General features: G+C 74.1%; 21 protein-coding genes and 1 pseudogene. 9 read left to right on the forward strand and 13 right to left on the reverse strand.

Features of this window, described 5'->3' with window-relative positions; translation table 11 throughout:
• Positions 1-228 precede the first annotated feature (228 nt).
• The 6 genes from ABD207_RS15560 to ABD207_RS15585 form a co-directional block, all read right to left on the reverse strand.
• Complete coding sequence (locus ABD207_RS15560; RefSeq protein WP_344013424.1) at positions 229-1,035, reverse strand: TIGR04222 domain-containing membrane protein; 807 nt, start codon at positions 1,033-1,035, stop codon at positions 229-231.
• 109 nt (positions 1,036-1,144) lie between these two features.
• Positions 1,145-2,524 (reverse strand): MbnB/TglH/ChrH family RiPP precursor modification enzyme, encoded by a 1,380-nt coding sequence (locus ABD207_RS15565; RefSeq protein WP_344013426.1) that lies wholly within the window; start codon positions 2,522-2,524, stop codon positions 1,145-1,147.
• Positions 2,525-2,736: 212 nt separating this feature from the next.
• Complete coding sequence (locus ABD207_RS15570) at positions 2,737-3,468, reverse strand: peptidyl-tRNA hydrolase (protein ID WP_344013428.1); 732 nt, start codon at positions 3,466-3,468, stop codon at positions 2,737-2,739.
• Positions 3,469-3,510: 42 nt separating this feature from the next.
• Positions 3,511-3,690: a hypothetical protein gene (locus ABD207_RS15575; protein WP_344005903.1), complete on the reverse strand. Its 180-nt coding sequence runs from the start codon at positions 3,688-3,690 to the stop codon at positions 3,511-3,513.
• A gap of 141 nt (positions 3,691-3,831) precedes the next feature.
• Positions 3,832-4,689, reverse strand: coding sequence for a polysaccharide deacetylase family protein (locus ABD207_RS15580; protein ID WP_344013430.1), 858 nt, complete (start codon positions 4,687-4,689; stop codon positions 3,832-3,834).
• 194 nt (positions 4,690-4,883) lie between these two features.
• Positions 4,884-6,407 carry an FAD-dependent oxidoreductase gene (locus ABD207_RS15585; RefSeq protein ID WP_344013432.1) on the reverse strand — a complete coding sequence of 508 codons (1,524 nt, stop codon included), beginning with the start codon at positions 6,405-6,407 and terminating at the stop codon, positions 4,884-4,886.
• Positions 6,408-6,537: 130 nt separating this feature from the next.
• Between ABD207_RS15585 and ABD207_RS15590 the strand changes: the two genes are divergently transcribed.
• Both ABD207_RS15590 and ABD207_RS15595 read left to right on the forward strand, forming a co-directional pair.
• Positions 6,538-6,927 (forward strand): ArsR/SmtB family transcription factor, encoded by a 390-nt coding sequence (locus ABD207_RS15590; RefSeq protein WP_344013433.1) that lies wholly within the window; start codon positions 6,538-6,540, stop codon positions 6,925-6,927.
• The gene (locus tag ABD207_RS15595; RefSeq protein WP_344013435.1) at positions 6,924-7,409 is read left to right on the forward strand and encodes an SRPBCC family protein; all 486 of its coding nucleotides are present in this window, start codon (positions 6,924-6,926) and stop codon (positions 7,407-7,409) included. The genes ABD207_RS15590 and ABD207_RS15595 overlap by 4 nt, the downstream gene beginning before the upstream one ends.
• Before the next feature lie 119 nt (positions 7,410-7,528).
• On the opposite strand, the gene ABD207_RS15600 is transcribed toward ABD207_RS15595, so the two are convergent.
• From ABD207_RS15600 to zapE, 3 genes are all read right to left on the reverse strand, one after another.
• Positions 7,529-8,953, reverse strand: coding sequence for a PhoX family protein (locus ABD207_RS15600; RefSeq protein ID WP_425580728.1), 1,425 nt, complete (start codon positions 8,951-8,953; stop codon positions 7,529-7,531).
• Positions 8,954-9,044: 91 nt separating this feature from the next.
• Positions 9,045-10,244: a slipin family protein gene (locus ABD207_RS15605; protein WP_344013437.1), complete on the reverse strand. Its 1,200-nt coding sequence runs from the start codon at positions 10,242-10,244 to the stop codon at positions 9,045-9,047.
• A 609-nt stretch (positions 10,245-10,853) separates the two neighbouring features.
• Entirely contained in the window at positions 10,854-12,005 is a 1,152-nt protein-coding gene (gene zapE, locus ABD207_RS15610; RefSeq protein ID WP_425580729.1) for a cell division protein ZapE, read from the reverse strand.
• Between zapE and ABD207_RS15615 the strand changes: the two genes are divergently transcribed.
• The 5 genes from ABD207_RS15615 (at position 12,004) to ABD207_RS15635 (ending at position 16,478) form a co-directional block, all read left to right on the forward strand.
• On the forward strand, positions 12,004-12,783 hold the full coding sequence (locus tag ABD207_RS15615) for a pyrimidine reductase family protein (protein WP_344013441.1): 780 nt from the start codon (positions 12,004-12,006) through the stop codon (positions 12,781-12,783). The two genes, zapE and ABD207_RS15615, sit on opposite strands and share 2 nt — an antisense overlap.
• 255 nt (positions 12,784-13,038) lie before the next feature.
• The gene (locus tag ABD207_RS15620) at positions 13,039-13,512 is read left to right on the forward strand and encodes an indole-3-glycerol phosphate synthase (protein ID WP_344013443.1); all 474 of its coding nucleotides are present in this window, start codon (positions 13,039-13,041) and stop codon (positions 13,510-13,512) included.
• 72 nt (positions 13,513-13,584) lie between these two features.
• On the forward strand, positions 13,585-14,982 hold the full coding sequence (gene murC / locus ABD207_RS15625; protein WP_344013445.1) for a UDP-N-acetylmuramate--L-alanine ligase: 1,398 nt from the start codon (positions 13,585-13,587) through the stop codon (positions 14,980-14,982).
• Positions 14,983-15,001: 19 nt separating this feature from the next.
• Positions 15,002-15,409: a peptide-methionine (R)-S-oxide reductase MsrB gene (gene msrB / locus ABD207_RS15630; RefSeq protein ID WP_344013448.1), complete on the forward strand. Its 408-nt coding sequence runs from the start codon at positions 15,002-15,004 to the stop codon at positions 15,407-15,409.
• 196 nt (positions 15,410-15,605) lie between these two features.
• On the forward strand, positions 15,606-16,478 hold the full coding sequence (locus ABD207_RS15635) for an AfsR/SARP family transcriptional regulator (RefSeq protein ID WP_344013450.1): 873 nt from the start codon (positions 15,606-15,608) through the stop codon (positions 16,476-16,478).
• Here the strand turns inward: ABD207_RS15635 and ABD207_RS15640 are convergent.
• Positions 16,450-17,778, reverse strand: a complete 1,329-nt coding sequence (locus ABD207_RS15640) for a hypothetical protein (RefSeq protein WP_344013620.1) — start codon at positions 17,776-17,778, stop codon at positions 16,450-16,452. The two genes, ABD207_RS15635 and ABD207_RS15640, sit on opposite strands and share 29 nt — an antisense overlap.
• Before the next feature lie 209 nt (positions 17,779-17,987).
• On the opposite strand from ABD207_RS15640, the gene ABD207_RS15645 reads away from it, so the two are divergent.
• Together ABD207_RS15645 and ABD207_RS15650 are read left to right on the forward strand one after the other, a co-directional pair.
• Positions 17,988-19,220, forward strand: coding sequence for a molybdopterin-dependent oxidoreductase (locus ABD207_RS15645; protein WP_344013452.1), 1,233 nt, complete (start codon positions 17,988-17,990; stop codon positions 19,218-19,220).
• A gap of 98 nt (positions 19,221-19,318) precedes the next feature.
• Positions 19,319-19,753, forward strand: coding sequence for a hypothetical protein (locus ABD207_RS15650; protein WP_344013454.1), 435 nt, complete (start codon positions 19,319-19,321; stop codon positions 19,751-19,753).
• 175 nt (positions 19,754-19,928) lie between these two features.
• Here ABD207_RS15650 and ABD207_RS15655 read toward each other — a convergent pair whose 3' ends face one another.
• The 3 genes and pseudogenes from ABD207_RS15655 to ABD207_RS15665 form a co-directional block, all read right to left on the reverse strand.
• Positions 19,929-20,711: a class I SAM-dependent methyltransferase gene (locus tag ABD207_RS15655; RefSeq protein WP_344013456.1), complete on the reverse strand. Its 783-nt coding sequence runs from the start codon at positions 20,709-20,711 to the stop codon at positions 19,929-19,931.
• Complete coding sequence (locus tag ABD207_RS15660) at positions 20,708-21,325, reverse strand: TIGR04282 family arsenosugar biosynthesis glycosyltransferase (RefSeq protein WP_344013457.1); 618 nt, start codon at positions 21,323-21,325, stop codon at positions 20,708-20,710. The genes ABD207_RS15655 and ABD207_RS15660 overlap by 4 nt, the downstream gene beginning before the upstream one ends.
• Positions 21,322-21,760, reverse strand: a pseudogene (locus tag ABD207_RS15665) (hypothetical protein); the annotation flags it as partial. The gene ABD207_RS15660 and the pseudogene ABD207_RS15665, both read right to left, overlap by 4 nt.

Genomic DNA, 21,760 nt, shown 5'->3' on the forward strand with positions numbered 1-21,760 from the left:
CCAGGGCGGTGAGCAGCAGGGTCCCGGCGGCCGCGTGGACGGCGGCAGTTCTCATCGAGGCATCCCTTCGGAGCGCGGCGGCAGCAGGCGATAAAAGGGATGTTTTCGATCGATGATCAGTCGAGGCAAGCACCGGCGGCGCATGTCGCCCCGTCCGAACTCTCGTACCCCCCGCATCCGTACTCCCGTGCGCCCCGCCCCGGAGCCCTCTCCTGAGCCCCCCGGCGTCTACTGCCGCTCGTCGTCCGGCCCGAGATGCCACTCGCGGTGGGCGAAGGCGGCCCGGAGATCCGGTTCGCCGACCGCCCGTATGCCGCGCACGGCCACGCACGTCAGATACGTGCGGTCGTCGGCGGTGCCGTCGGCGCGCCGGGGCAGCGCACCGAGCAGCCGCTGCCCGGCCGGTGAGGCCCAGCGGGAGTACGGGTGCACCTCGAACCGCGCGATGGCCAGGCAGCCGAGCGCCAGGATGAGCGGCAGCGCGAACCACAGGGCGATCAGCGGGCGCGGCATCCCGGCCGGGACCGGCATCAGCAGCGCCGCCGCCCCGAGTCCGGCCACCACCGGCACCGCCAGTCGCACCTGCCGCACCGCGTCGGCGATCGTCGAACCCTCCCCGTCCGGCACCGCCAGCCCCGCCCTGACCAGCCGGTCGGCTATGTTCCGCACCGCGTCCGCCGTCGCCGCGGCGGCGCGCACCGGAGCGATGGGGGCCTGCCCCTCCGGGCCGATCGCCCCTATGACGGACCGCTCCACCTCGTCCCGCCCGCGGGGATCCACCACCGTCGCCCACCCCGTGCGGGCCAGCAGCAGCCTGCGCTGACGCGCCATCGCCACCAGGGTGACATCGGCGACCCGGCGGGGCCCGCCGGACAGGAACGCGGCCTCGTACAGCGTCAGATCACGGTCCGGGCGGCCGGTGCCCGCCGTGGCCGGCCCGCCGGTGCCCGCCGCACGCGCCGCGGCCAGACACAGACGCGTGCACGTCACGCCCGCGACGGCCCAGGCCAGCAGCAGGAGGAGGACCCAGAACATGAGTTGTTTGTAAGCGACACGGTCACGCGAGCACCATGCCCCGTTCACATCCCGGACGACGTGTTGCCGGTATGTGACGTTCCGATCGGGGTGAACGGCCGGGGGCGGCTCAGCGCCGCAGCAGTACCCGCCGGGTCGCCCGGGCCAGTCGCACCGTGGGCCGCCGCGACCGCGGCTTCGGCCCCGACCGCTCCAGCCACCACTCCCGCAGCTCCCGCCGCGCCCGCGGTTCCTCGGGCCGCCCGGCCAGCAGCAGCCATCCGGCGAAGTCCAGCGCGTCCTTCCGGTAGCCGCCGGTCATCGGCTGCGACTGGGCGTATGCCAGGAAGGCGGGCCGGTAGCCGTCGCCGAGGATCTCGGGCAGCTCGGGCGCGACCTTGGCGACGACATCGGCCCGCTTGGCGGCGAGCGCCCGCGCCTGCACCGCCATCCGCGCCCGGTCGAAGCCCTCCGGCACGGGCGTCCCGGCGACGAGGGAGGACAGCACCGCCGTCTGCTCCAGGGCCAGCCGCTGCCGGGCGCCCGCCACGGCCGCATCCTCGGATCCGGCGCCGGCGGCTGCCGGAGCGTCGGCGTCGGCGTCTGCGTCTTCGGTGCGCGCGGCGGTCGAAGTGCCCGCAGGGGAGGCCGACTCGGGGCCGTCCTCATCCCCGTACCGCTGCCGCGCGCCCTTGGCCACCGCCCGTTCGATGGCCTCCAGCTCCCGGCGCAGCTCGTCCGGCTCCGGGAAGTTCTCGTCCCGCTCCAGCAGCACGCCGGGCGGGGAGACGCGCGAGGCGAGGTCGGTGAGGATGTCCAGCACGGGCTCGGGCACGGGGTGGGCGTGGCTGTCGTGCCAGACGCCGTCCCGCTCGAAGCCGCCCGCGACATGCACGTAAGCGATGGCCTCCAGGGGGAGTTCGGCGAGCGCCTTGGCCGGGTCCTCGCCCCGGTTGACGTGGTTGGTGTGCAGGTTGGCCACGTCGATCAGCAGCCGTACGCCGGTGCGGTCGGCGAGCTCGTACAGGAACTGACCCTCGGTCATCTCCTCGCCGGGCCAGGAGAACAGCGCGGCGATGTTCTCCACGGCGAGCGGCACGGGCAGGGCGGCCTGGGCGATGCGGATGTTCGCGCACAGCACGTCGAGCGCGTCACGGGTGCGCGGCACGGGCAGCAGGTGCCCGGCCTCCAGGCGCTCGGAGGCGGTGAGCGCCCCGCCGGCCCGCACGAAGGCGATGTGCTCGGTGACCAGCGGCGCCCCGAGGGCCTCGGCCCGCTCGGCGAGCGCGGTCAGCCGTGCCTCGTCCGGCTGGTCGGCCCCGCCGAGGCCCAGCGAGACGCCGTGCGGCACGACGGTCACCCCGCGCCCGCGCAGCCGCAGCAGCGACTCAGGCAGATGACCGGGGCACACGTTCTCGGCCACGACCTCGACCCAGTCGATGCCGGGCATGGCCTCCACGGCGTCGGCGATCTCCGGCCGCCAGCCGATCCCGGTTCCCAGTCGCTGCATCGTCCCCTCCTCCGCCGTTCCCCCGGCCCCCCGCCGGAACGCTTCCTCGGACGTGACGGGGGTATCGCCCCGCGCCGGCCGCCCGAACCCCGCGGCCCGCATCTTCAGAGCAACATTTGAGGTTCGGCGGGCCCCCGGTACCGGTACGTACGTCCCCGGTGGCCGAAATGTTCACCCGGCCCAACGGGGCGTGACATGCGGGGGAGCGACGGTCAGGCGGTGCGGTGCAGCGCCCGGTGGTCCGCCACCACCGTGCAGGAGCCCGGGGCGATCTCCGTGAAGCCGGCGTCACGGACCAGGGGGAGTCCGCTGCTGGTCAGGGAGGGCCAGTCGGCGGGGTCCGCGGTGCGCACGGAGAGGGGGAAGCCGGCGTCGCGCCAGGTGGTGCGGGCCTCGTCGGACAGGTCCCACCAGGCCAGCTGGGCCGCGTGACCGGCCTGGGCCATGGCCTTGCCGGCGGACATGGTGAGGTCGGGATTGAGCCAGAGGACCGGCGCCGACGGATCCGCCGGGGCCGGCGGCTCGGGGTCGTCGAGGTCGGTGCCGGAGACCTGGAGGCGGGCCAGCTCCTTGGGCCAGCCGTCGAGGGGGACGGGCGGGAAGACCCGCACCTCGGCCGTCTTGCCGGTGACGGTGATCCCGGGAAGCTTCTCCGCGCGGCGCCACTCCGCGCCGCGGGCCCGGCGCACCACCTTGCGGATGCGGCCGTCCTGCCAGGCGCGCATCACCGGCGCCCACTCGCCCTCGCCCACCGACCGCTCGTCGCTCAGCATCACCAGAACCGCGCGGGCCGCGGTCTCCAGGGCGTCGGTGCGGGGCGGGGGTGCCGCCCGCTCGATGCGGACCACCAGGGGCAGGACGTACTCGGGTGCCGCGTCGCGGGCGTCGGACTCACTGCGGAGGGGGTGGCCGGGGGCGGACGGCGGTGTCTGATCGGTGCTCACCCGTCCAGTCTGCCAACCTGTGGCGCGGCGGCCCCACGGATGTCAGCAGCCGCAGGACGTGCGCTGGGCCTCTTCCCACTCGCAGGCGGGGCAGAGGGTGATGCCCTTGTACGACTCCGGGTACTCCGTCGGCTCCCGGCACACCACGCACTCCGCGTAGGGCGGCCCGTCGGCCTTCGGCGGCCTGGCCGCGTCGATCAGGCAGTAGTCGTTGTCGGTCACACTTCCAGCGTAGGACGGCGGTGCCGGTCCAGCGCAGGACGGCCAGGCGCCGAATCAGCTCCGGCCGCCGGACGCCTGCCGCCTCAGCTCCGGCCGCCGGACGCCTGCCGCCTCAGCTCCGGCCACCGGACGCCTGCCGCCTCAGCTCCGGCCGCCGGACGCCGCGATCAGCTCGGAGACCTTCACGAAGCGGTAGCCCGCCCGGCGCAGCTCCGGGACGATGCGGCGGACGGCGCGCTCGGTGGCGGGGGCCGCGCTGCGGGTGCAGTGCAGGACCACCACCGACCCCGGCCGCACCCCGTCCAGCACCTGCCGCGCCACCGCACCGGCGTCCGTGGCGAAGGCGTCCCCGCCGACCACGTCCCACTGCACCGCCGTGACCCCGGCCGGGGTGAGCGCGCGCAGCGCCGCGCGGTCGTAACAGCCGCCGGGGAAGCGGAAGTACGGCATCGCCTCCGGCACCCCGGCCCTGCGGAAGGCGGCGTAGGCCCGCTCCACGTCGGCTTGCATCCGCTCCTCTGCGAGGACCGGCAGGCCGTAGCAGCCGTCGGTGTAGGCGTAGTGGCTGTAGGAGTGGTTGGCGACCTCGAAGAGGGGGTCGTGGCCGATGGCGCGGGCCTGGTCCGGGTACTCCTCGGCCCAGCGGCCCGTCATGAACACCGTGGCCGGCACCTTCAGCGCCCGCAGCGTCCGGATCAGCCGCGGATGGTCGAAGCGTTCGCCCGCCGCGGCACGGGGTCCCTGGTCGGCGGTCATGTCGGCGTCGAAGGTGAGGGCCACCGTCTTGTCGGAGGCGGTGCGCGGGCCGTGCCGGAAGACCGGGGTGAGGCCCGCCGGGCCGGGGGCCAGGGTGGGCGGCCGGGAGGCCGTGGTCGCCGAGGGCGCCGAGGGGCCGGGGCGGGCGGGCCGCCGGCCGCCGTCGCCGCAGGCGGTGAGCGCGGCACCGAGGACGGCGCCCAGGCAGCAGACGGTGACGGCACGGCGTACTTGTGTGATCACCATACGAAGGTATGAAGGGATTTGTCCCGGTCGGCTCAGCCGGTCCGGGGGCCGCGGCACGGCTCACCCGGCCGGACCACGGCCGTTCCCCTCCGGCGCGGGGGTCAGATCTTCCGGTCCCTCCGGCCCGGCGGTCAGATCTTCCGGTCCCTCCGGCCCGGCGGTCAGATCTTCCGGTCCCTCCCGCCCGGCGGTCAGATCTTGCGGCGCTCCAGCGGGCGGGTCGCCGGGCCCTGGAGCACCGTGCCGTCGGTGCCGAACCGCGAGCCGTGGCAGGGGCACTCCCAGGCGCGTTCGGCCGCGTTGAACGCGACCAGGCAGCCCATGTGGGTGCAGCGGGCGGAGACCGCCTGCAGGGTGCCGTCGTCGTCCCGGTAGACCGCGAGCCTTCCGTCCTCGGCGCGCACCACGGCGCCCTCGCCCGGCGGCAGCGCCTCCACGGGCGGTGAGGGGTGCAGCCGGTCGCCGACGAAGTGCTTGGCGACCTGCGCCTGGTGCTTGAGGAAGTCCGGCGCCTCGCGGAGGGCGGGCAGCACCCGGCGCGGGTCGTACAGCGCGCTCCATGCGCACTCGCCGCCGGTGATCTGCGTGGTGAGCAGCAGGCCCGCCATCATGCCGCCGCTCATGCCCCAGCCGGCGAAGCCGGTGGCGACGTAGACATGGCGGGCGCCGGGGTGCAGCGGGCCGACCAGCGGCACGGTGTCGGTCGGGTCGTTGTCCTGGGTGGCCCAGGCGTGGGTGAGTTCCACGCCGGGGAAGTGGGTGCGGGCCCAGGCGGAGAGGCGGTCGAAGCCGGCGCGGGTGTCGGCGGTCCCCGGCGTGAAGTGCTCGCCGGTGACCACGAGGAGACGGCGGCCGGGGTCGTCGGCGAGCGGCGCCGTCCGCACCGAGCGGGTGTTCTCCTCCGGCGTGATGTACATGCCGCCGGGGTCCTGGCCGGCGGGGATCGGGCCGGCGACGACCAGTTCGCGGCGCGGGGAGAGCCGGGTGAACAGCAGGGCGCGGTCGAAGACGGGGTAGTGGGTGGCGACCACGACGTCCCGGGCCGTCACCGTGACCCCGTCCGCGGTCGACAGCCGGCAGGGCGAGCCCTCCTCCAGGCCGGTCACCACCGTGTGCTCGTGGATGGTCCCGCCGTGCGCCAGCAGGTCCTCCGCCAGGGCGAGCAGGTACTTGCGCGGATGGAACTGGGCCTGTCCTGTCACCTCGACGGCCCCCGCCACCGGAAACGGCAGCTCCGTCCCGGTGACGAACGACGCCGGCAGCCCCGCCTCCCGCGCCGCCTCCGCCTCGGCGCGCACCTCGTCGGCGCGGGCGGGGTCGCGTACGTAGGTGAAGGCGCTGCGGCGCTCCCACTCGCACTCGATGCCCAGCTCCTCGATCACGGCGGCGGTGTGCTCGATGGCCTCCGACTGGGAGCGGGCGTACAGCCGGGCGCCCTCACTGCCGCGGGTGCGGCGCAGCTTGCCGTAGATCAGCGAGTGCAGGGCGGTGACCTTGGCGGTGGTGTGGCCGGTGACGCCGCCCACGAGCCGCCCGGCCTCCAGGAGGGCGACGCTCCGGCCGGACCGCGCGAGCTCCCGCGCGGTGCACAGCCCGGCGATCCCGGCGCCGATCACGGCCACGTCGGCCTCGATGTCCTCCGTCAGGGGGTCATGGCGCCCCGCGGGTGCCGTCTCGAGCCAGTACGAGCCGCGGACCTGCTGGTTCTCCGTCATGCGGCCCGAGTACCCCGGACCACCGGATTTCAGTGGCCCGGCCCTGCGGGTTGCCCCCGGCGGCCCCGGGTTGCCTCTTTCGGCTCCCTCCGCTTGCGGGCGGGAGGGGGCGGGACTAACGTACAACCAAATGGTTGTATATGAGCTGACCGAAGAGGCCGTGGACCGCCTGTTCCATGCGCTGGCCGACGCCACGCGGCGCGACATACTCCGCCGGTGCGTGCGCGGCGAGCTGTCCGTCTCGCGGCTCGCCGAGGCCTACCCGATGAGCTTCGCCGCGGTGCAGAAACACGTCACGGTGCTGCAGCAGGCCGGCCTGGTCAGCAAGCAGCGACGCGGGCGGGAGCAGCTGGTGCGTACCGATCCCGACGCGGTGGCCCGCGCACGCCGGGCCCTCGACGAACTCGAGAACGCCTGGCGGGCCCGGGTGGACCGGATGTCCGGCCTGCTGGCCGACGAGCAGGGGCCGGACGGCACGGCCGGGCCCGGACGCGGCACGAGGAAAGGACAGGACCGATGACGATCACCGGTGTCGACAAGGATCTCGACCGACTGACCCTCACCGTGACCGCCGACTTCACCGCCCCGGTGGAGAAGGTGTGGCAGCTGTGGGCCGACCCCCGGCTGCTGGAACGCTGGTGGGGCCCGCCGAGCTACCCGGCGACGTTCGAGGAGCACGACCTCACCCCGGGCGGCGAGGCCCGGTACTACATGACCGGCCCGGAGGGGGACAAGCACGGCGGCTGGTGGCGGATCACCGCGGTGACGCCGCCGACCTCACTGGAGTTCACCGACGGCTTCTCCGACAGCGAGGGCAAGCCGGATCCCGAGATGCCCACCACGACCGTACGGATGACGCTCACCGCACGCGACGGCGGCACCCGGATGGAGATCCACTCGGTCTACGACAGCCGGGAGCAGATGGAACGGCTCCTGGAGATGGGCATGGAGGAGGGGCTGCGGCAGGCGGTCGGGCAGATGGACGGCCTGCTGGAGAGCTGAGCCGCCGTCACCTCCGCCGGGGCGATGTCACCTTGGCGCGGACGACGGCATTTCCCGGACCGGTGGCGTCAGTTCGCGGACGGGGGCGGGGCGGCGGGAGTCCCGCCGCCCCGCAGCCGTCATCCGCGCCAGGGGCCGGTGATCGCGAACGTCGTGCCGGGCGTGTAGACGTTGACGTACATCGTCCGCCCGTCGGGGGAGAACGTGACACCGGCGAACTCGCCCCACTCGGGCTCCTCGGCGGAGCCGATGTTCTGGCGGTTGCGGGCCAGGGCGTAGACCTGGCCGCGCCGGGTGACGCCGAAGACGTGCTGGGCGCCGTCGCCGTCCTCACAGACCATCAGGCCGCCGCTGGGGGCGAGGCAGATGTTGTCCGGCGACTCGCCGGGCAGCTGCACATCCGTGTCCGGGCCGAAGACGATCACCAGGGTGAGCCGGCGCCGGTCGGGGTCGTAGCGCCAGATCTGCCCGTAGTGGTCGGCCGCCGAGCCCTCGGCGGCGCGGGCGAAGGACGACACGAAGTACACCGAGCGCCCGCCCCAGTAGCAGCCCTCCAGCTTCTGGGCGTGGGTGATGCCCTTCGGGCCGAAGTCCTGGAAGCGGATGGGGGTCTCGACCGCGAGCGGGTCCGGCACGTCCACCCACTCGATGTGGTCGAAGGTGGCGCCCGTCTCCTGGATCGAGGACAGGTCCGGCACCCCCGGCACCCGCATCGCCTGCAGCCGGCCGCCCGCGCGCAGCGAACCGGTGCCGCCCAGCGGCTTCTTGGGCAGGAAGCGGTAGAACAGGCCGAACGGCCGCTCGAAGGCGTCCTCGGTCTCGTAGACCACACCCCGCCGGGGGTCCACCGCGATCGCCTCGTGCTGGAAGCGGCCCATCGCGGTGAGCGGGACGGCACCGGTGCGGCGCGGGTCGGCGCCGTCGACCTCGAAGATGAAGCCGTGGTCCTTGGTGTAGCCGTTGGTGCCCGCCTTGTCCTCGGTCTCCTCGCAGGTCAGCCAGGTGCCCCAGGGGGTGGGCCCGCCCGCGCAGTTGACGGCGGTGCCGGCGATGGCGACCCGCTCGGACTGCACCCGGCCGTGGGCGTCCAGCGTCAGCGCGGTGCAGCCGCCCTTGCCCTCGGGGTCGTAGGTGAGGCCGTCGATCACCGGGACCGGGACCCTGCCGTTGTGGCGGTTCTCGTGATTGCGGACCAGATGGACGCTGCCGCGGCGGCCCCGGAAGGCGGCCATGCCGTCGTGGTTGGAGGGCACCGGACCCTCGCCCGAACGCAGGTCCTCGCCCTCCCGGGAGAGCACCTTGTAGCGGAAGCCCTTCGGCAGGTCGAGCAGTCCGTCGGGATCGGGGACCAGCGGGCCGTAGCCGGCGCCGTGACCGAGGTCCTGGGCGGCCGCGGTGCCGGTGAACAATTCGGAAAGAGCACCGCTGAAGGCGATACCGACTCCCAACGCGCCGGTGCGCGCGAGCATCTGACGGCGCGTCGTGCCGCCGGGGGCCGGTGCCGGTTCTTCTGTGGGGGAGCCTGTGGACGCGGTTTCGGACATGGGGGAAACCTTCCTGCTGGCGGACAGGAACCGTGACCCAGCCGTGTCTATCACCTGTCGTCAGCCGCGTGAACCACGCGCGTAGCACGTGTCACGGCGGGGTGCGCCGTCCGCCCCGTTCGGGGCCGCCCGTCACGGGGTGCTCCTCGGGGCCCAGCAGGTCCTCCACGGTGTGCCGTTCGGCGGTGTCGAGGGCCTCGGCGGCCCGCTGGTCGGCGGCGCGCAGCACGGCCTCGGCCGACTCGCGCGCCCGCGGGGCCGTGGCGGCGGCGCCCGGCTGCCGGTGGGGCTCCCCGGGCCGCTCCTGCGGCTCGACGAAACGTCCCTCGTCCTCGGGGGACGCCGGTTCCGGCCGCTCCGCCGCGCGGCTCTCCGCCACGAGGTGTCCGGCCTCCGCCGCGGGTTCCGTCGCCTCGCGCTCCTCGTGTTCCTCCCGCGAGGGTTCCGCCGCGCCGGCTCCCTGACGGCGTTCCTCCAGCGCGGGGCCGTCCGTCTGCCCCGGGGCGACCTGGGCGGTCTGGCCCGCCGCCGGCTGGGCGGCGCGCTCCAGGAAGCGCAGCAGCTCCACCGGGAAGGGCAGCACCAGCGTGGAGTTCTTCTCCGCCGCGACCGCCACCACCGTCTGCAGCAGCCGCAGCTGCAGCGCCGAGGGCGTGTCGGCCATCCGCTGGGCGGCCTCGGCCAGCACCTTCGACGCCTGCAGCTCGGCGTCGGCGTTGATGACCCGCGCGCGGCGCTCCCGGTCCGCCTCCGCCTGGCGGGCCATCGAGCGCTTCATGGTGTCGGGCAGGGAGACGTCCTTGATCTCGACCCGGTCGATCTGCACACCCCAGCCGACCGCCGGGCTGTCGATCATCAGCTCCAGGCCCTGGTTGAGCTTCTCCCGGTCGGACAGCAGATCGTCCAGGTCGCTCTTGCCGATGATGGACCGCAGCGAGGTCTGCGCCATCTGGGAGACCGCGAAGCGGTAGTCCTCGACATTGACCAGCGCCGCCGTCGCGTCGACGACCTTGAAGTACACCACCGCGTCGACCCGCACCGTCACGTTGTCGCGCGTGATGCCCTCCTGGGCAGGCACGGGCATGGTGACGATCTGCAGATTGACCTTGTGCAGCCGTTCGATGACCGGAACGATCAGCTGCAGTCCCGGCTTGCGGGCCGGTCCGTGCAGCCGGCCGAGCCGGAAGACCACGCCGCGCTCGTACTGCTTGACGACCCGTACCGCCGCGGCGAAGTAGACGGCTCCCGCGGCTCCGGTCGCCACGGCCGCCGTGAGCAGCTCCTCCAGCATGACGACCTCCCGTTCCAGAGGTCTTGATCGGCGCTTTTCGGGCGATTGCTCTGCGGATACACGTTTTTCCGCTCCTGCAACCATATGCCCGGCCTCCGGTCCGGGGCCATGCCTCCTGCGCCCAAGGACCGGAGCTCACGTCAGGCGGGGGTCACCGGCTGCTCCGGGTCCGTCGTCGGCGCGGGCCGTACGCCGCCGCCCGCCCCTCCAGGGTCTCCAGGATCCTCGGCAGCCGCAGGAAGGTCGCGTTGCCGGTCAGATGCACCTGGACCGGGCCGAAGACCCTTGGCCTTTACCTGACCGGCCCTATGCGCGGATGCGAAGGGGCGCGGAGATTCCTGTGCTCGGGCGCGAGTAAAGCAGTGGTAAGGGAGGAGGGGGCGGCCGATGCAGCCGGACCATGGAACATGTGTCCCCTTCAGGGACGTTGCGCCTCGGACGTGCGCCAGTGCTTGGCAAATGACTGGTCGAGAAGCACGTTAACCGCGTTACGGGCTTTGCAGGGCCGGCTTCGCGTTCCATCGCGCACAGTGCTGAGGGAAGGGGAGGCTGACTGACGTGAACCGGCCCCCGGCGGGAGGCGCCCGGGGCCGGGTGAAGGGCGCGGGGTCACTCGCCCCCGGCGAGCCGACCGGCGTCGCGGGCCAGCGCGGTGAGCCGCGAGATCGCCCGGAAGTACTTCTTGCGGTAGCCGCCCTTCAGCATCTCCTCGCTGAACAGCTGATCGAACGGCAGGCCGGAGGCGAGCACCGGGACCTCCCGGTCGTAGAGCCGGTCGGCCAGCACCACGAGCCGCAGCGCCGTCGACTGGTCGGGCACCGGGCGCACGCCGGTGAGGCACACCGCGCGGATGCCGTCGGTGAGCGCCCCGTAGCGGCTGGGGTGCACCTTCGCCAGGTGCTCCAGCAGGTCGGGGAAGGCGTCCAGGGTGGCGCCCTCAGTGGCGTGCGCGACCTTGGTCACCACGTCGTCGGAGTAGGGCGGCGGCGCCTCGGGCAGGCCGCGGTGGCGGTAGTCCTCGCCGTCGATGCGCAGGGTGCGGAAGTGGGCCGACAGGCCCTGGATCTCGCGGAGGAAGTCGGCGGCGGCGAAGCGGCCCTCGCCGAGCTTGCCCGGCAGGGTGTTGGAGGTGGCGGCCAGCGCCACCCCGTGGTCGACGAGCTTGCCGAGCAGCGTGGACACCAGCACGGTGTCACCGGGGTCGTCCAGCTCGAACTCGTCGATGCACAGCAGACGGTGACCGGAGAGGGTCTGCACGGTCTGCTGGAAGCCGAGGGCGCCCACCAGGTTGGTCAGCTCCACGAAGGTGCCGAAGGCCTTGCGGCCCGGCTCGGCCTCGGTGGCGTGCCAGAGGGAGGCGAGCAGGTGGGTCTTGCCGACGCCGTAGCCGCCGTCGAGGTAGACGCCGCGGGGGCCGGAGGGGGCCTTCCTGGCCTTGGCCGCCTTGCCGAAGCCGAAGAGCCTGCGCTTGCCGGAGCCGGCTCCCGCCGGCTCGCCGAGTCCCGCCGCGAAGCCCTCGAGGACCCGGACCGCCTCGGCCTGGCTCGGCTGGTCCGGGTCCGGGATGTAGGTGCTGAAGCGCACCGCGTCGAACCGCGGCGGGGGCACCATCTCGGCGACGAGCCGGTCGGCGGGGACATGCGGCTCACGCGCGCACAGCGACAGCGGGGCCGCGTCCGCTATGGGGCCGGAGGGGGCGGGAGACGGGGAGGAGGACGACACGCTTCCCCATGCTACGGGGCGTGGAACACTGCTCCGCATGCGACGCCTCTTCCCTGTGACCGACGAAACAGCAGCTCCGGCCGAGGACCGCGAGTGGAGCCTCGCCGAGCTGGCCGCCGCCTACGCGTACCCCGCACCGGCGGCGGACGGACGCGAGCCGTGGCTGCGGGCCAACATGGTCTCCACGCTGGACGGGGCCGCACAGCACGACGGACGGTCGCAGCCCATCTCCTGCCCCGCCGACATGCGGATCTTCGGCACGCTGCGGGCGCTGGCGGACGCCGTGGTCGTGGGCGCGCAGACCGTGCGCCAGGAGGGGTATCGCCCGGCGCGGGCCCGCGCCGAGTTCGCGGCGGCGCGCGAGGCGGCCGGGCAGTCGCCGGCCCCGGCGATCGCGGTGGTGAGCGCGAGCCTCGACCTGGACTTCACCCTGCCCCTGTTCACCTCCCCGCTGGTGCCCACGCTGGTCCTCACCGGCGCCGACGCCCCGCCCGAGCGGGTCGCCGCCGCCGGGAAGGCGGGCGCGCGGGTGGTCATCGCGGGCGAAGGCGGGGGAGTCGACCCCGCCCGGGCCGTACGCGAGCTGGCCGGACTCGGCTGCACCCGCCTGCTGACCGAGGGCGGCCCGAAGCTGCTGGGCCAGTTCGTGGCCGCCGGGGTCCTGGACGAGCTCTGCCTGACCGTCTCCCCGATGCTCACCGCCGGCACCGCCCAGCGCATCGCCGGCGGCCCTTCGATCCCGGTGCCGCAGCGCTTCGCGCTGACGTCGATCCTGGAGGAGGACGGCTTCCTCTTCACGCGGTACAGCCGCGGCTGAGCCACGCGCGCCGCTCCCGCCGGCGAGCCCTCGGAGAGGGGACGTCTCTCTTCGTCATGTCCCGCACACGCCCGTATCTCCCCGTGGTGTCCGGAAACGGGTTCGATGGTTACCGCTGGTCCGGTAATCAGCGGAATCTTTCGTTCCGGTTAGGTGTGCGGGGGGCACACTGAATCCGGCCGTACCCGTGCGCATGCGGGGAAGGATGGTTTCCGCAGGGCCGTCCTCGGCCCGCGAAGGAGAAGGGGCGCCCTGGTGTTCACAAGCGTATTGATGATCGAGAAGGCCCTGACGTCCGCCGACGTGGAGTTCGTCACCACCCTCCACGGTGACGAGCCGGTCTCCTTCCACGTGCTGCTCCAGCCGCGCGGCAAGCAGGCGGACCGGCTGCTGCGGGCCATCGACGACGTGGCCCTCGGCGAGCTGGACGAGGCGGTGCGCGAGGGCGAGACGCCCGAGGGCGAGGACGCCAAGAGCGTCGGGGAGCGGGCCCTGGAGGTGTCCCTGCAGGCGCTGCGGGTGAGCGGGGACGAGGCCGAGGGACGCCTGGTCGAGGACCATCCGCTGGACGCGCTGAAGGCCATGGTCGAGGAGGTCGACGCGGACGAGGTCATCGTGCTGACCGACCCGCACTACGTGGAAGAGTTCTTCCACCGCGACTGGGCCTCCCGGGCCCGGCACAAGGTGGGGGTACCGGTGCTGAAACTCTTCTCCCACAGCAAGGCATAGGCTGGGGCCGCGCCCCGCCGCCAGGGGCGCGCACACCGTCGTCCCGCTCGTCGCACCACTGGGAGAACACGCATGGCACCCGGCCTTCCCACCGCCCTGGACCGACCGCACTTCATCGGCATCGGCGGCGCCGGAATGTCGGGCATCGCCAAGATCCTCGCCCAGCGCGGCGCCAAGGTGGCCGGCAGCGACGCCAAGGACTCCGCCACCGCCGAGGCGCTGCGCGCCCTCGGCGCCACCGTGCACATCGGCCACGCCGCCGAGCACCTCGCCGACGACGCCAGCTGCGTGGTGGTCTCCTCGGCGATCCGCGAGGACAACCCCGAGCTGCTGCGCGCCGCCGAGCTGGGCATCCCGGTGGTGCACCGCTCCGACGCCCTCGCCGCCCTGATGGAGGGCCTGCGCCCGATCGCGGTGGCCGGCACCCACGGCAAGACCACCACCACCTCCATGCTGGCGGTCTCCCTCACCGAGCTCGGCCTGAACCCCTCCTACGCCATCGGCGGCGACCTGGACGCCCCCGGTTCCAACGCCCTGCACGGCGAGGGCGACATCTTCGTCGCCGAGGCCGACGAGTCCGACCGCAGCTTCCACAAGTACGCGCCCGAGGTCGCGATCATCCTCAACGTGGAGCTTGACCACCACGCCAACTACGCCTCGATGGAGGAGATCCACGAGTCCTTCGAGACGTTCGTCGGCCGGATCGTGCCCGGCGGCACCCTGGTGATCTCCGCCGACCACGAGGGCGCGCGCGAGCTGACCCGGCGCCTGGACGGCTCGGTGAGGACGGTGACCTACGGCGAGTCGGCCGACGCCGATGTGCGGGTGCTGTCCGTCGTCGCGCAGGGGCTGCGGAGCGAGGTCACCGTCGAGCTGGACGGCGCCCCGCTGACCTTCACCGTCTCCGTGCCCGGACGCCACTACGCGCACAACGCCGTCGCCGCCCTCGCCGCCGGCGTGGCGCTCGGCATCCCCGCCGCCGAGCTGGCGCCCGCGCTCGCCGCCTACACCGGCGTGAAGCGGCGCCTGCAGCTCAAGGGCGAGGCCGCGGGCGTGCAGGTCATCGACTCCTATGCGCACCACCCGACCGAGATGACCGCCGACCTGGAGGCCATGCGCGCCGCCGCCGGCGACTGCCGCATCCTCGTGGTCTTCCAGCCGCACCTGTTCTCCCGCACCCGGGAGCTCGGCACCGAGATGGGCCAGGCCCTGGCACTCGCCGACGCCGCCGTGGTGCTGGACATCTACCCGGCCCGCGAGGACCCGATCCCCGGCGTCACCAGCGAGCTGATCATCGACGCGGCGCGGGCCGCCGGCGCGGACGTCACGGCCGTGCACGACAAGGCCGAGGTGCCCTCGGTGATCGCGGGAATGACCGGGCCCGGCGATCTCGTTCTCACCATGGGCGCGGGCGACGTCACCGACCTCGGCCCGCGGATCCTGGACCGTCTGTCGAAGCAGCCGAAGTAGCGAGTAGGGGTTGAGGCTCATGCCGTACGAGGTGGAGAAGCCGGACGAGCAGTGGCGCGCGGAGCTGACCCCCGCCGAGTACGCCGTACTGCGCCAGGCGGCCACCGAGCCCGCCTTCACGGGGGAATACACCGACACCAAGACCAAGGGCGTCTACTCCTGCCGCGCCTGCGGTGCCGAGCTGTTCACCTCCCAGACCAAGTTCGAGTCGCACTGCGGCTGGCCGTCCTTCTACGACCCGAAGGACTCCGACGCGGTGGAACTGGTGGAGGACCGCTCGCACGGCATGGTGCGCACGGAGGTCCGCTGCGCCCGCTGCGGCTCGCACCTGGGCCATGTCTTCGAGGGCGAGGGATATCCGACCCCCACCGACCAGCGGTACTGCATCAACAGCATCTCGCTGCGGCTGCAGCCCGCCGAGGACTGAGGCAGCCCGGTAGGGCACCCTCGCCCCCGTGGCCTGCGCGTTTCCGCGCGGTGCCGGGCGGGGCGGGGGCGCGGCGGCACACTGACCGTGTGGCGCGTGCCGAGGTACGGGTGCTGGGGCGGTTCCGGATCGGGCCGCCGGGGGAGCAGCCTGGCCGCTGGAGTCCGCCCGGGGCGCGTCGCTGCTCGCCCACCTGGTGGTCCACCGCGACCAGGCCCACCCCCGCGGGCGCCTGGCGGGGCTGCTCTGGCCCGACTCCACCGAGACCCAGGCCCGCACCAATCTGCGGCACCTGCTGCACACCCTGCGCTGCACCGTCCCCGGCATCGAGCAGGTCCTCGAGATCATCCCGCGCACCCTCGCCTGGCGTCACGACACCCACTTCACACTGGACGTCGCCGGCCTCGAGGAGACGCTGCGCCGCGCCCGCGCCCTGACGGCGCCAGAGCCGCGCGCGGCGGCCCTCGCCGAGGCGGTCACCGCGTACACCGGCGACCTGCTGGCGGACTGCGACGACGAGCGGCCCGAGGCCGAGCGCCAACGGCTGCGCACCGCGTTCACCGACGCCCTGGAGGAGCTGGGCGTGCTCGCCCACCGCCTCGCCGACCACCGGGCCGCCGCCGGGCCCTTCACCCTCTCCGGCAACCCGCCGCCGAGCGACGGGACCGGCGTCGGCTACGGCCCGCGCCGCGGGATCCTGGACGCCCTGCTGGTGGAGGCGGCCGCCGAGGCCGGCGCGGAGGTGCGCGAGCGGTTCAACGCGGACGAGGTGCTGACCGAGGACGGCACCGTCACCGGCATCCGCGGCCACGAGAGCGGCGGCCCGCACGTCACCGGACGAGCCCGGGTGGTGATCGGCGCCGACGGGCGCTCCTCGCACATCGCCCGGGCCGGCGATGAACCGCTTCGCCGGCGTCATCGCCGGAACGGTCTCCCCGCGGGAGTTCTTCGCCCGGGCAGGAGCGGAGGACGCCCCGCCCCCGCCGGAACCCGACCGCACACTCGCCGACGCCTGACCGCTCCCGGCCTCCGCCCCTGGCTCACCACCCCGTCACCAGCAGATGGTTGAGCAGCAGCGCTAGCAGTGCCTGCCCGGCCAGCCACACCCGCGGGCCGGGCAGCAGGGCGCAGGCGGGCAGCAGCCAGAAGGCGAACGGCAGCCAGATGCGTTCGGTCTCCGCCTTGCTCATGCCGGACAGATCCGCGATCAGCAGCGCGAGCAGGGCGGAGAGCGTCAGCAGCGCGAGACGCGCCGCCGGTGGGCCGGTGAGCCGCCCCCGGCGCGCGAGGAGCAGACCGCCGCACCGGCGCAGGCCCGCCACGGCCGCCGGGCCGGTGATCAGCACCGTGCACGCGAAGTTCGCCCACACCCAGTAGCCGTACGGCCTGACCCCGCCGGCGCCCTGGTAGTAGCGGGTGACCAGCAGCCGGTACGCCTCCCACCAGTCGAAGCCCAGCACGGTGAACACCGCCGGGACGACCAGGAAACCCGCCGCCAGATACGGCAGCGGCCGCAGCCGCTCCCTGCCCAGCAGCAGCACCGCCGCGCCGGTCACGGCGAACAGCGTCAGCCCGTACGACAGATACACGGTCAGCCCGGACAGCAGTCCCGATGCCAGGCCCGTCCAGCGCGGGCGGTGTCCGGTCACGGCGAGGGCGAGCAGCGCCACCGCCCAGGCGGTGACCGCCGTGAAGTACCCGTCGGCGGAGGTGCCCACCCACACCGCGGCCGGGGCCAGGACCAGGAACGGGGCGGTGCGCCGGGCCCAGGACTCGCCGGCCAGGGCGCGGACGGCGCACAGGATCGCCACGGCGGCGGTGGTGCCCGCGGTGATGCAGAAGGCGCCCGCCCAGCCACCGCCGCCCAGCCCCGCCCGGTCCAGCAGCACGAAGGTGACGGTGGCGCCCGGCGGGTGACCGGCCACATGGGCGGGCCAGTTGTCCGGCGTGTCGATCAGGATGTGCGCGGTGAAGTCCCGCAGGGTGGCGGGGATGTCGTCGAAGCGGTCGATGACCCGCAGATACTCATGACGGGTGGTCAGCTGTTCGGCGATGCCCCGGTGCCAGCCGTCGATCAGCGCCAGCGACCAGGTCCACGCCAGGGCGGCCGCCCACACCGCGGCGAGCAGCGTGCGCCAGGCCAGCCGCCGGGCGAGCGCCGGACCGTGCACCACGACGGCCACCGCGACCAGCACCGCCGCCGGTGTGCCCGGGCCGAGGTGCGGCTCCCAGTGGGCCAGCAGCGGCGGCCAGTTCACCCGCAGGGAGCCGTCCCGGCGCTGGAGCGACCAGCCGATCAGAGCCGCGGCCGCCACGAGCAGTGCGGCCGCGGCGACGGCGTACAGGTCACGGCGGAGACCGGACGTCAGGCCGCGGCGGAGACCGGACGTCAGGCCACGGCGGAGACCGGAGTCCAGGTCACGGAGCGGAGCGGGGTGGGGGTCACGGCGGAGATCACGGTTCACGCCGTCACGCTAGGCCGGGCGGACGCCCGAGCCGGGCCGCCGAGCGTGGACGTCAGCGTTTCGTCACCGGTCATGACCCGGCTGACGGGGGAGTGCGGACCTACGGTCGGTACATGGCTCGGTCCCTCCTCACCGCCCCGCGCTGGCGCAGCCCGCTGCGCGGCCCCCGGTTCACCGCCGTGCTCGGCATGGTGCTCCTCGCCGGCATCACGGTCCTGTTCGCCACGGGCCTGGTGTCCTACGCCTCGTACAACCCCGATCTGGCACGGGTGAACGACAAGACCCCGGACAAGGGGATCCTCGGCTTCTACCTCTTCTCCTGGCCCACCGACCCGCCCTGGCTGTACCGGCTCACCCAGGGCGTCCATGTCACCCTCGGGCTGACCCTCGTCCCGGTGCTGCTGGCCAAGCTGTGGTCGGTGCTGCCCCGGCTGTTCACCATGCCCCCGGCCCGCTCGCTCAGCCATGCCCTGGAACGCCTGTCGCTGCTCCTCCTGGTCGGCGGCGCGCTGTTCCAGTTCGTCACCGGCATCCTCAACGTCCAGCTCGACTACATCTTCCCCGGCTCCTTCTACCCGCTGCACTTCTACGGCGCCTGGGTCTTCTTCGGCGCCTTCCTCGCCCATGTCGTGCTGAAGATGCCGGTGGCGCTGCGCAACCTGCGCGCCATGCGGCGGCACCAGCCGGAGGAGCCGAGCGACCTGGTGACTTCGGACCCCGACCCGCCGACCCTCTCCCGCCGGGGAGCGTTCGGGCTGGTGGGCGGCGCCTCGCTGCTGCTGTTCGCCACCTCCGCCGGGCGCAACTTCGACGGGCCGCTCCGGCAGACCGCCGTCCTCACCCCGCGCGGCGGGCCCGAACCCGGCACCGGCCCCAACGGCTTCCAGATCAACAAGACGGCCGCCTACGCGGGGATCCGCCCCGCCGAGACCACCGCCGAGGCCTGGCGGCTGGTCGTCACCGGGCGCTCCGGAACCGTCCGGCTCAGCCGCGCCGAGCTGCTGGACCTGCCCCAGCACAGCGCGGCGCTGCCCATCGCCTGCGTGGAGGGCTGGTCGACCTCCGACCAGTGGTGGCGGGGCGTGCGGCTGCGCGACCTCGCGGCGCTGGTCGGCGAGGAGGAGCCGCCCGACGTGCTCGTGGAGTCGCTGCAGCGCCGGGGCGCCTTCCGCGAGGCGGCGCTGCGCGCCAACCAGGTCGCCGACCCGCGCACCCTGCTCGCCCTGGCCGTCAACGGCGAGGACCTCAGCCCCGATCACGGCCACCCGGCGCGGATCATCGTCCCCGCGGCCCCCGGCGTGCTCAACACCAAGTGGGTGGCCCGCCTGACCTTCGGAAAGCTGTGAGGACAGTGGCACGGATCCAGCGGCTCCGCCGCTCCCCCCGGTTCGCTCGCCTCCCTCGCCTCCCCAGCCTCGCTCGCTTCCCCCGCCTCCCGCGCCCGGTGCTCGGCAGCCCCTTCCATCTGCTGGTGCTGCTCTGCTCGTTCGCCCTGTGCGGGTACGCGGGGGTGCGGCTGCTGGAGGGCGACTGGCTGCTCGTCGTGCTGTGGTTCGCCGGCGCGGCCGTGCTGCACGACCTGGTGCTGGCGCCCCTGTACCTGGCGGCCGACCGGGCGCTGCTGGCGACCGCGGGGCAGCGCCGGCGGTGGGTGAACCATGTGCGGGTGCCGGCGCTGCTCTCCGGGCTGCTGCTGCTCGTCTGGTTCCCGCTGATCACCGGCAGGGTCTCGGAGCGCTACGCCAGGTTCACCGCCCTGTCCGCCGACGGCTACGCCGCCCGCTGGCTGCTCGTGACGGCCGCCCTCTTCGGCGGCTCCGCGCTGCTGTACGCGGTACGGGTGCGCAGGGGGCGGCGCCGTCCGGCGGCTCAGGACTGACGAGGGCTCTCGTCATCCCGCCCGGTCGTCCTCGGCGGCCGGGTCTCCGGCGCCACTGGTTCAGTGCCCGGTCTGCCGGGGCGGCGGGAACTGGCGCAGTACGGGAGCCGCTGGGCGGCGTACGGGGCCCGTGGGCGGCGTGTGCGAGCCGCTGGGCGGTGTATTCGGTAGCCGGTCAGCGCCGCGAGGTCGCCGGCCCGGTGCGCAGGGCCACGAAGCTGCGACCGCCGGACGTCCAGTCGGCCTCGGTGCGCCAGCCCGCCTCGCCCGCGTACCGCAGCAGTGCGGCGGTGCCGAGACGGGCCCAGGGGAACGGGCTGCCCGGGGTGCCGCGGGCGCCGGTGACCTGGACCGTGACCCGTTCGTCGAGGTCCGGGAGCGGAGCCGTCTCGGCGAGCAGGAGCCTGCCGGGTGCGAGCAGCCGGGCCAGCCGGGCGAGCAGGGCGGACGGGTCGCCGCCGATGCCGATGTTGCCGTCCAGGAGCAGGGCGGTGCCCCAGCGGCCGGTGCCGGGCAGCGGATCGAACACCGAGCGGTGCAGGGCCTGTCCGCCGCGCCGCACGGCGCGGGATACCGCGGCCTCGCTGACGTCGATGCCCAGGGCCGACCGGCCTTGGGCGGCCAGTGCAGTGAGCAGCCGCCCGGGGCCGCAGCCCACGTCGAGCACCGCGCCCTCGCAGCGCCGCAGCACCTCCAGATCGGCGGCGTCGGCCTCCGCGCACCACCGCTCGACCTCCAGCGGCAGCAGCCAGCCGTCCGGCCGCCGCAGGAACAGCGGCCCCCGCTCCGTGTGCAGGGCCTCGGCGTAGGGGTCGGCCGACCAGGCCCGCACCGCCCCCACCGATTCCACCGTCTGCACCGTCTCCGCCCCCACCGATTCCACCGATTCCACCGTCTGCACCGTCTCCGCGCCGCCCGGCGCGGGTCCGCGCTGCGCGCCGACGCGTATCGCCCTCATCGGCGGGACACTGTCAGGTCGGCCAGGCGGGCGGCGAAGCGGCTGCCGGGTGCTGCCTCGGCGACCAGCGCCGCATCTTGCGCGGTGTCCACGTCCCGGAGCATCGGCAGGTCCCGCACCCGCAGATGTGCGAGGCGGCGGCGCTGAGCCGCGCCGGTGTGCGGGGTGGACATCGGGACGCCGCGCAGCAGGGCCGGGTCGGGCTCGGCCAGGCCCAGGGCCCAGAAGCCGCCGTCCTCGGCGGGGCCGAACCAGGCGTCGCAGTCGGCGAAGTCGACGGTGAGCAGGTCGGAGGTGACCTGCGGGGTGTCCATCCCGATCAGCAGGGCCGGGCCGTCGCACCGTGCGAACGCGCCGGCCAGCCGTTCGTCGAGGCCGCCCGCGCACTGCGGTGCGATCTCGAAGCCGGCCGGCAGCCAGGGGCCCGCCGCCCCGTCGAGCACCAGCAGCCGGCGGCGGGCCGGGGTGCGGGCCACCGCGTCCAGCGTGTCCGCGAGTGCGGCCCGGGCGAGGTCCGCCGCCTCCTCCGGGGTGAAGGGCGGGGTCAGCCGGGTCTTCACCCGGCCCGGCCGCGGCTCCTTCGCGACGACCACCAGCGTCACATCGCTCGTCACGGGCTCACGTCCTTTCGCGCGTCCTTTCGCGCGTTCGCCCGCGCGTCCTCTCGCGCGTTCGCCCGCGCGTCCTCTCGCGCGTTCGCCCGCGCGTCCTCCCGCGCGGGCGGCGTCTCGCGCAGCACGCGGCTCATGTCCCGCACCGCCTGCCAGGTGCCGCGCCAGGTGCCGGTCACCTTGGACGTCCCGGTGCGGGGCCGATACGGCACGTCGTGCTCGGTGACCCGCCAGCCCGCGTCGGCGGCACGCACCACCATCTGCAGCGGATAGCCGCTGCGCCGGTCGGTCAGGTGCAGGCTCAGCAGCTCCTCGCGCCGGGCCGCGCGCAGCGGGCCGAGGTCGTTCAGCCGCAGCCCGGTGCGGCGGCGCAGCAGCCGGGTGAGCGCGAGGTTGCCCGCGCGGGCGTGCAGCGGCCAGGCACCGCGCGCCCGCGGC

The sequence above is a fragment of the Streptomyces thermospinosisporus genome, assembly GCF_039526425.1.
In the GTDB taxonomy this organism is placed as follows: Bacteria; Actinomycetota; Actinomycetes; order Streptomycetales; family Streptomycetaceae; genus Streptomyces; species Streptomyces thermocarboxydovorans.

What these genes read in the sequence shown, in the direction of transcription:
- ABD207_RS15560 (WP_344013424.1), bottom strand. Translation starts at nt 1,035, where the DNA reads ATGTTCTGGGTCCTCCTCCTGCTGCTGGCCTGGGCCGTCGCGGGCGTG.
- ABD207_RS15565 (WP_344013426.1), bottom strand. Translation starts at nt 2,524, where the DNA reads ATGCAGCGACTGGGAACCGGGATCGGCTGGCGGCCGGAGATCGCCGAC.
- ABD207_RS15585 (WP_344013432.1), bottom strand. Translation starts at nt 6,407, where the DNA reads ATGACGGAGAACCAGCAGGTCCGCGGCTCGTACTGGCTCGAGACGGCA.
- ABD207_RS15590 (WP_344013433.1), top strand. Translation starts at nt 6,538, where the DNA reads ATGGTTGTATATGAGCTGACCGAAGAGGCCGTGGACCGCCTGTTCCAT.
- ABD207_RS15595 (WP_344013435.1), top strand. Translation starts at nt 6,924, where the DNA reads ATGACGATCACCGGTGTCGACAAGGATCTCGACCGACTGACCCTCACC.
- ABD207_RS15600 (WP_425580728.1), bottom strand. Translation starts at nt 8,953, where the DNA reads ATGTCCGAAACCGCGTCCACAGGCTCCCCCACAGAAGAACCGGCACCG.
- ABD207_RS15605 (WP_344013437.1), bottom strand. Translation starts at nt 10,244, where the DNA reads ATGCTGGAGGAGCTGCTCACGGCGGCCGTGGCGACCGGAGCCGCGGGA.
- ABD207_RS15615 (WP_344013441.1), top strand. Translation starts at nt 12,004, where the DNA reads ATGCGACGCCTCTTCCCTGTGACCGACGAAACAGCAGCTCCGGCCGAG.
- zapE (WP_425580729.1), bottom strand. Translation starts at nt 12,005, where the DNA reads ATGCGGAGCAGTGTTCCACGCCCCGTAGCATGGGGAAGCGTGTCGTCC.
- murC (WP_344013445.1), top strand. Translation starts at nt 13,585, where the DNA reads ATGGCACCCGGCCTTCCCACCGCCCTGGACCGACCGCACTTCATCGGC.
- msrB (WP_344013448.1), top strand. Translation starts at nt 15,002, where the DNA reads ATGCCGTACGAGGTGGAGAAGCCGGACGAGCAGTGGCGCGCGGAGCTG.
- ABD207_RS15645 (WP_344013452.1), top strand. Translation starts at nt 17,988, where the DNA reads ATGGCTCGGTCCCTCCTCACCGCCCCGCGCTGGCGCAGCCCGCTGCGC.
- ABD207_RS15655 (WP_344013456.1), bottom strand. Translation starts at nt 20,711, where the DNA reads ATGAGGGCGATACGCGTCGGCGCGCAGCGCGGACCCGCGCCGGGCGGC.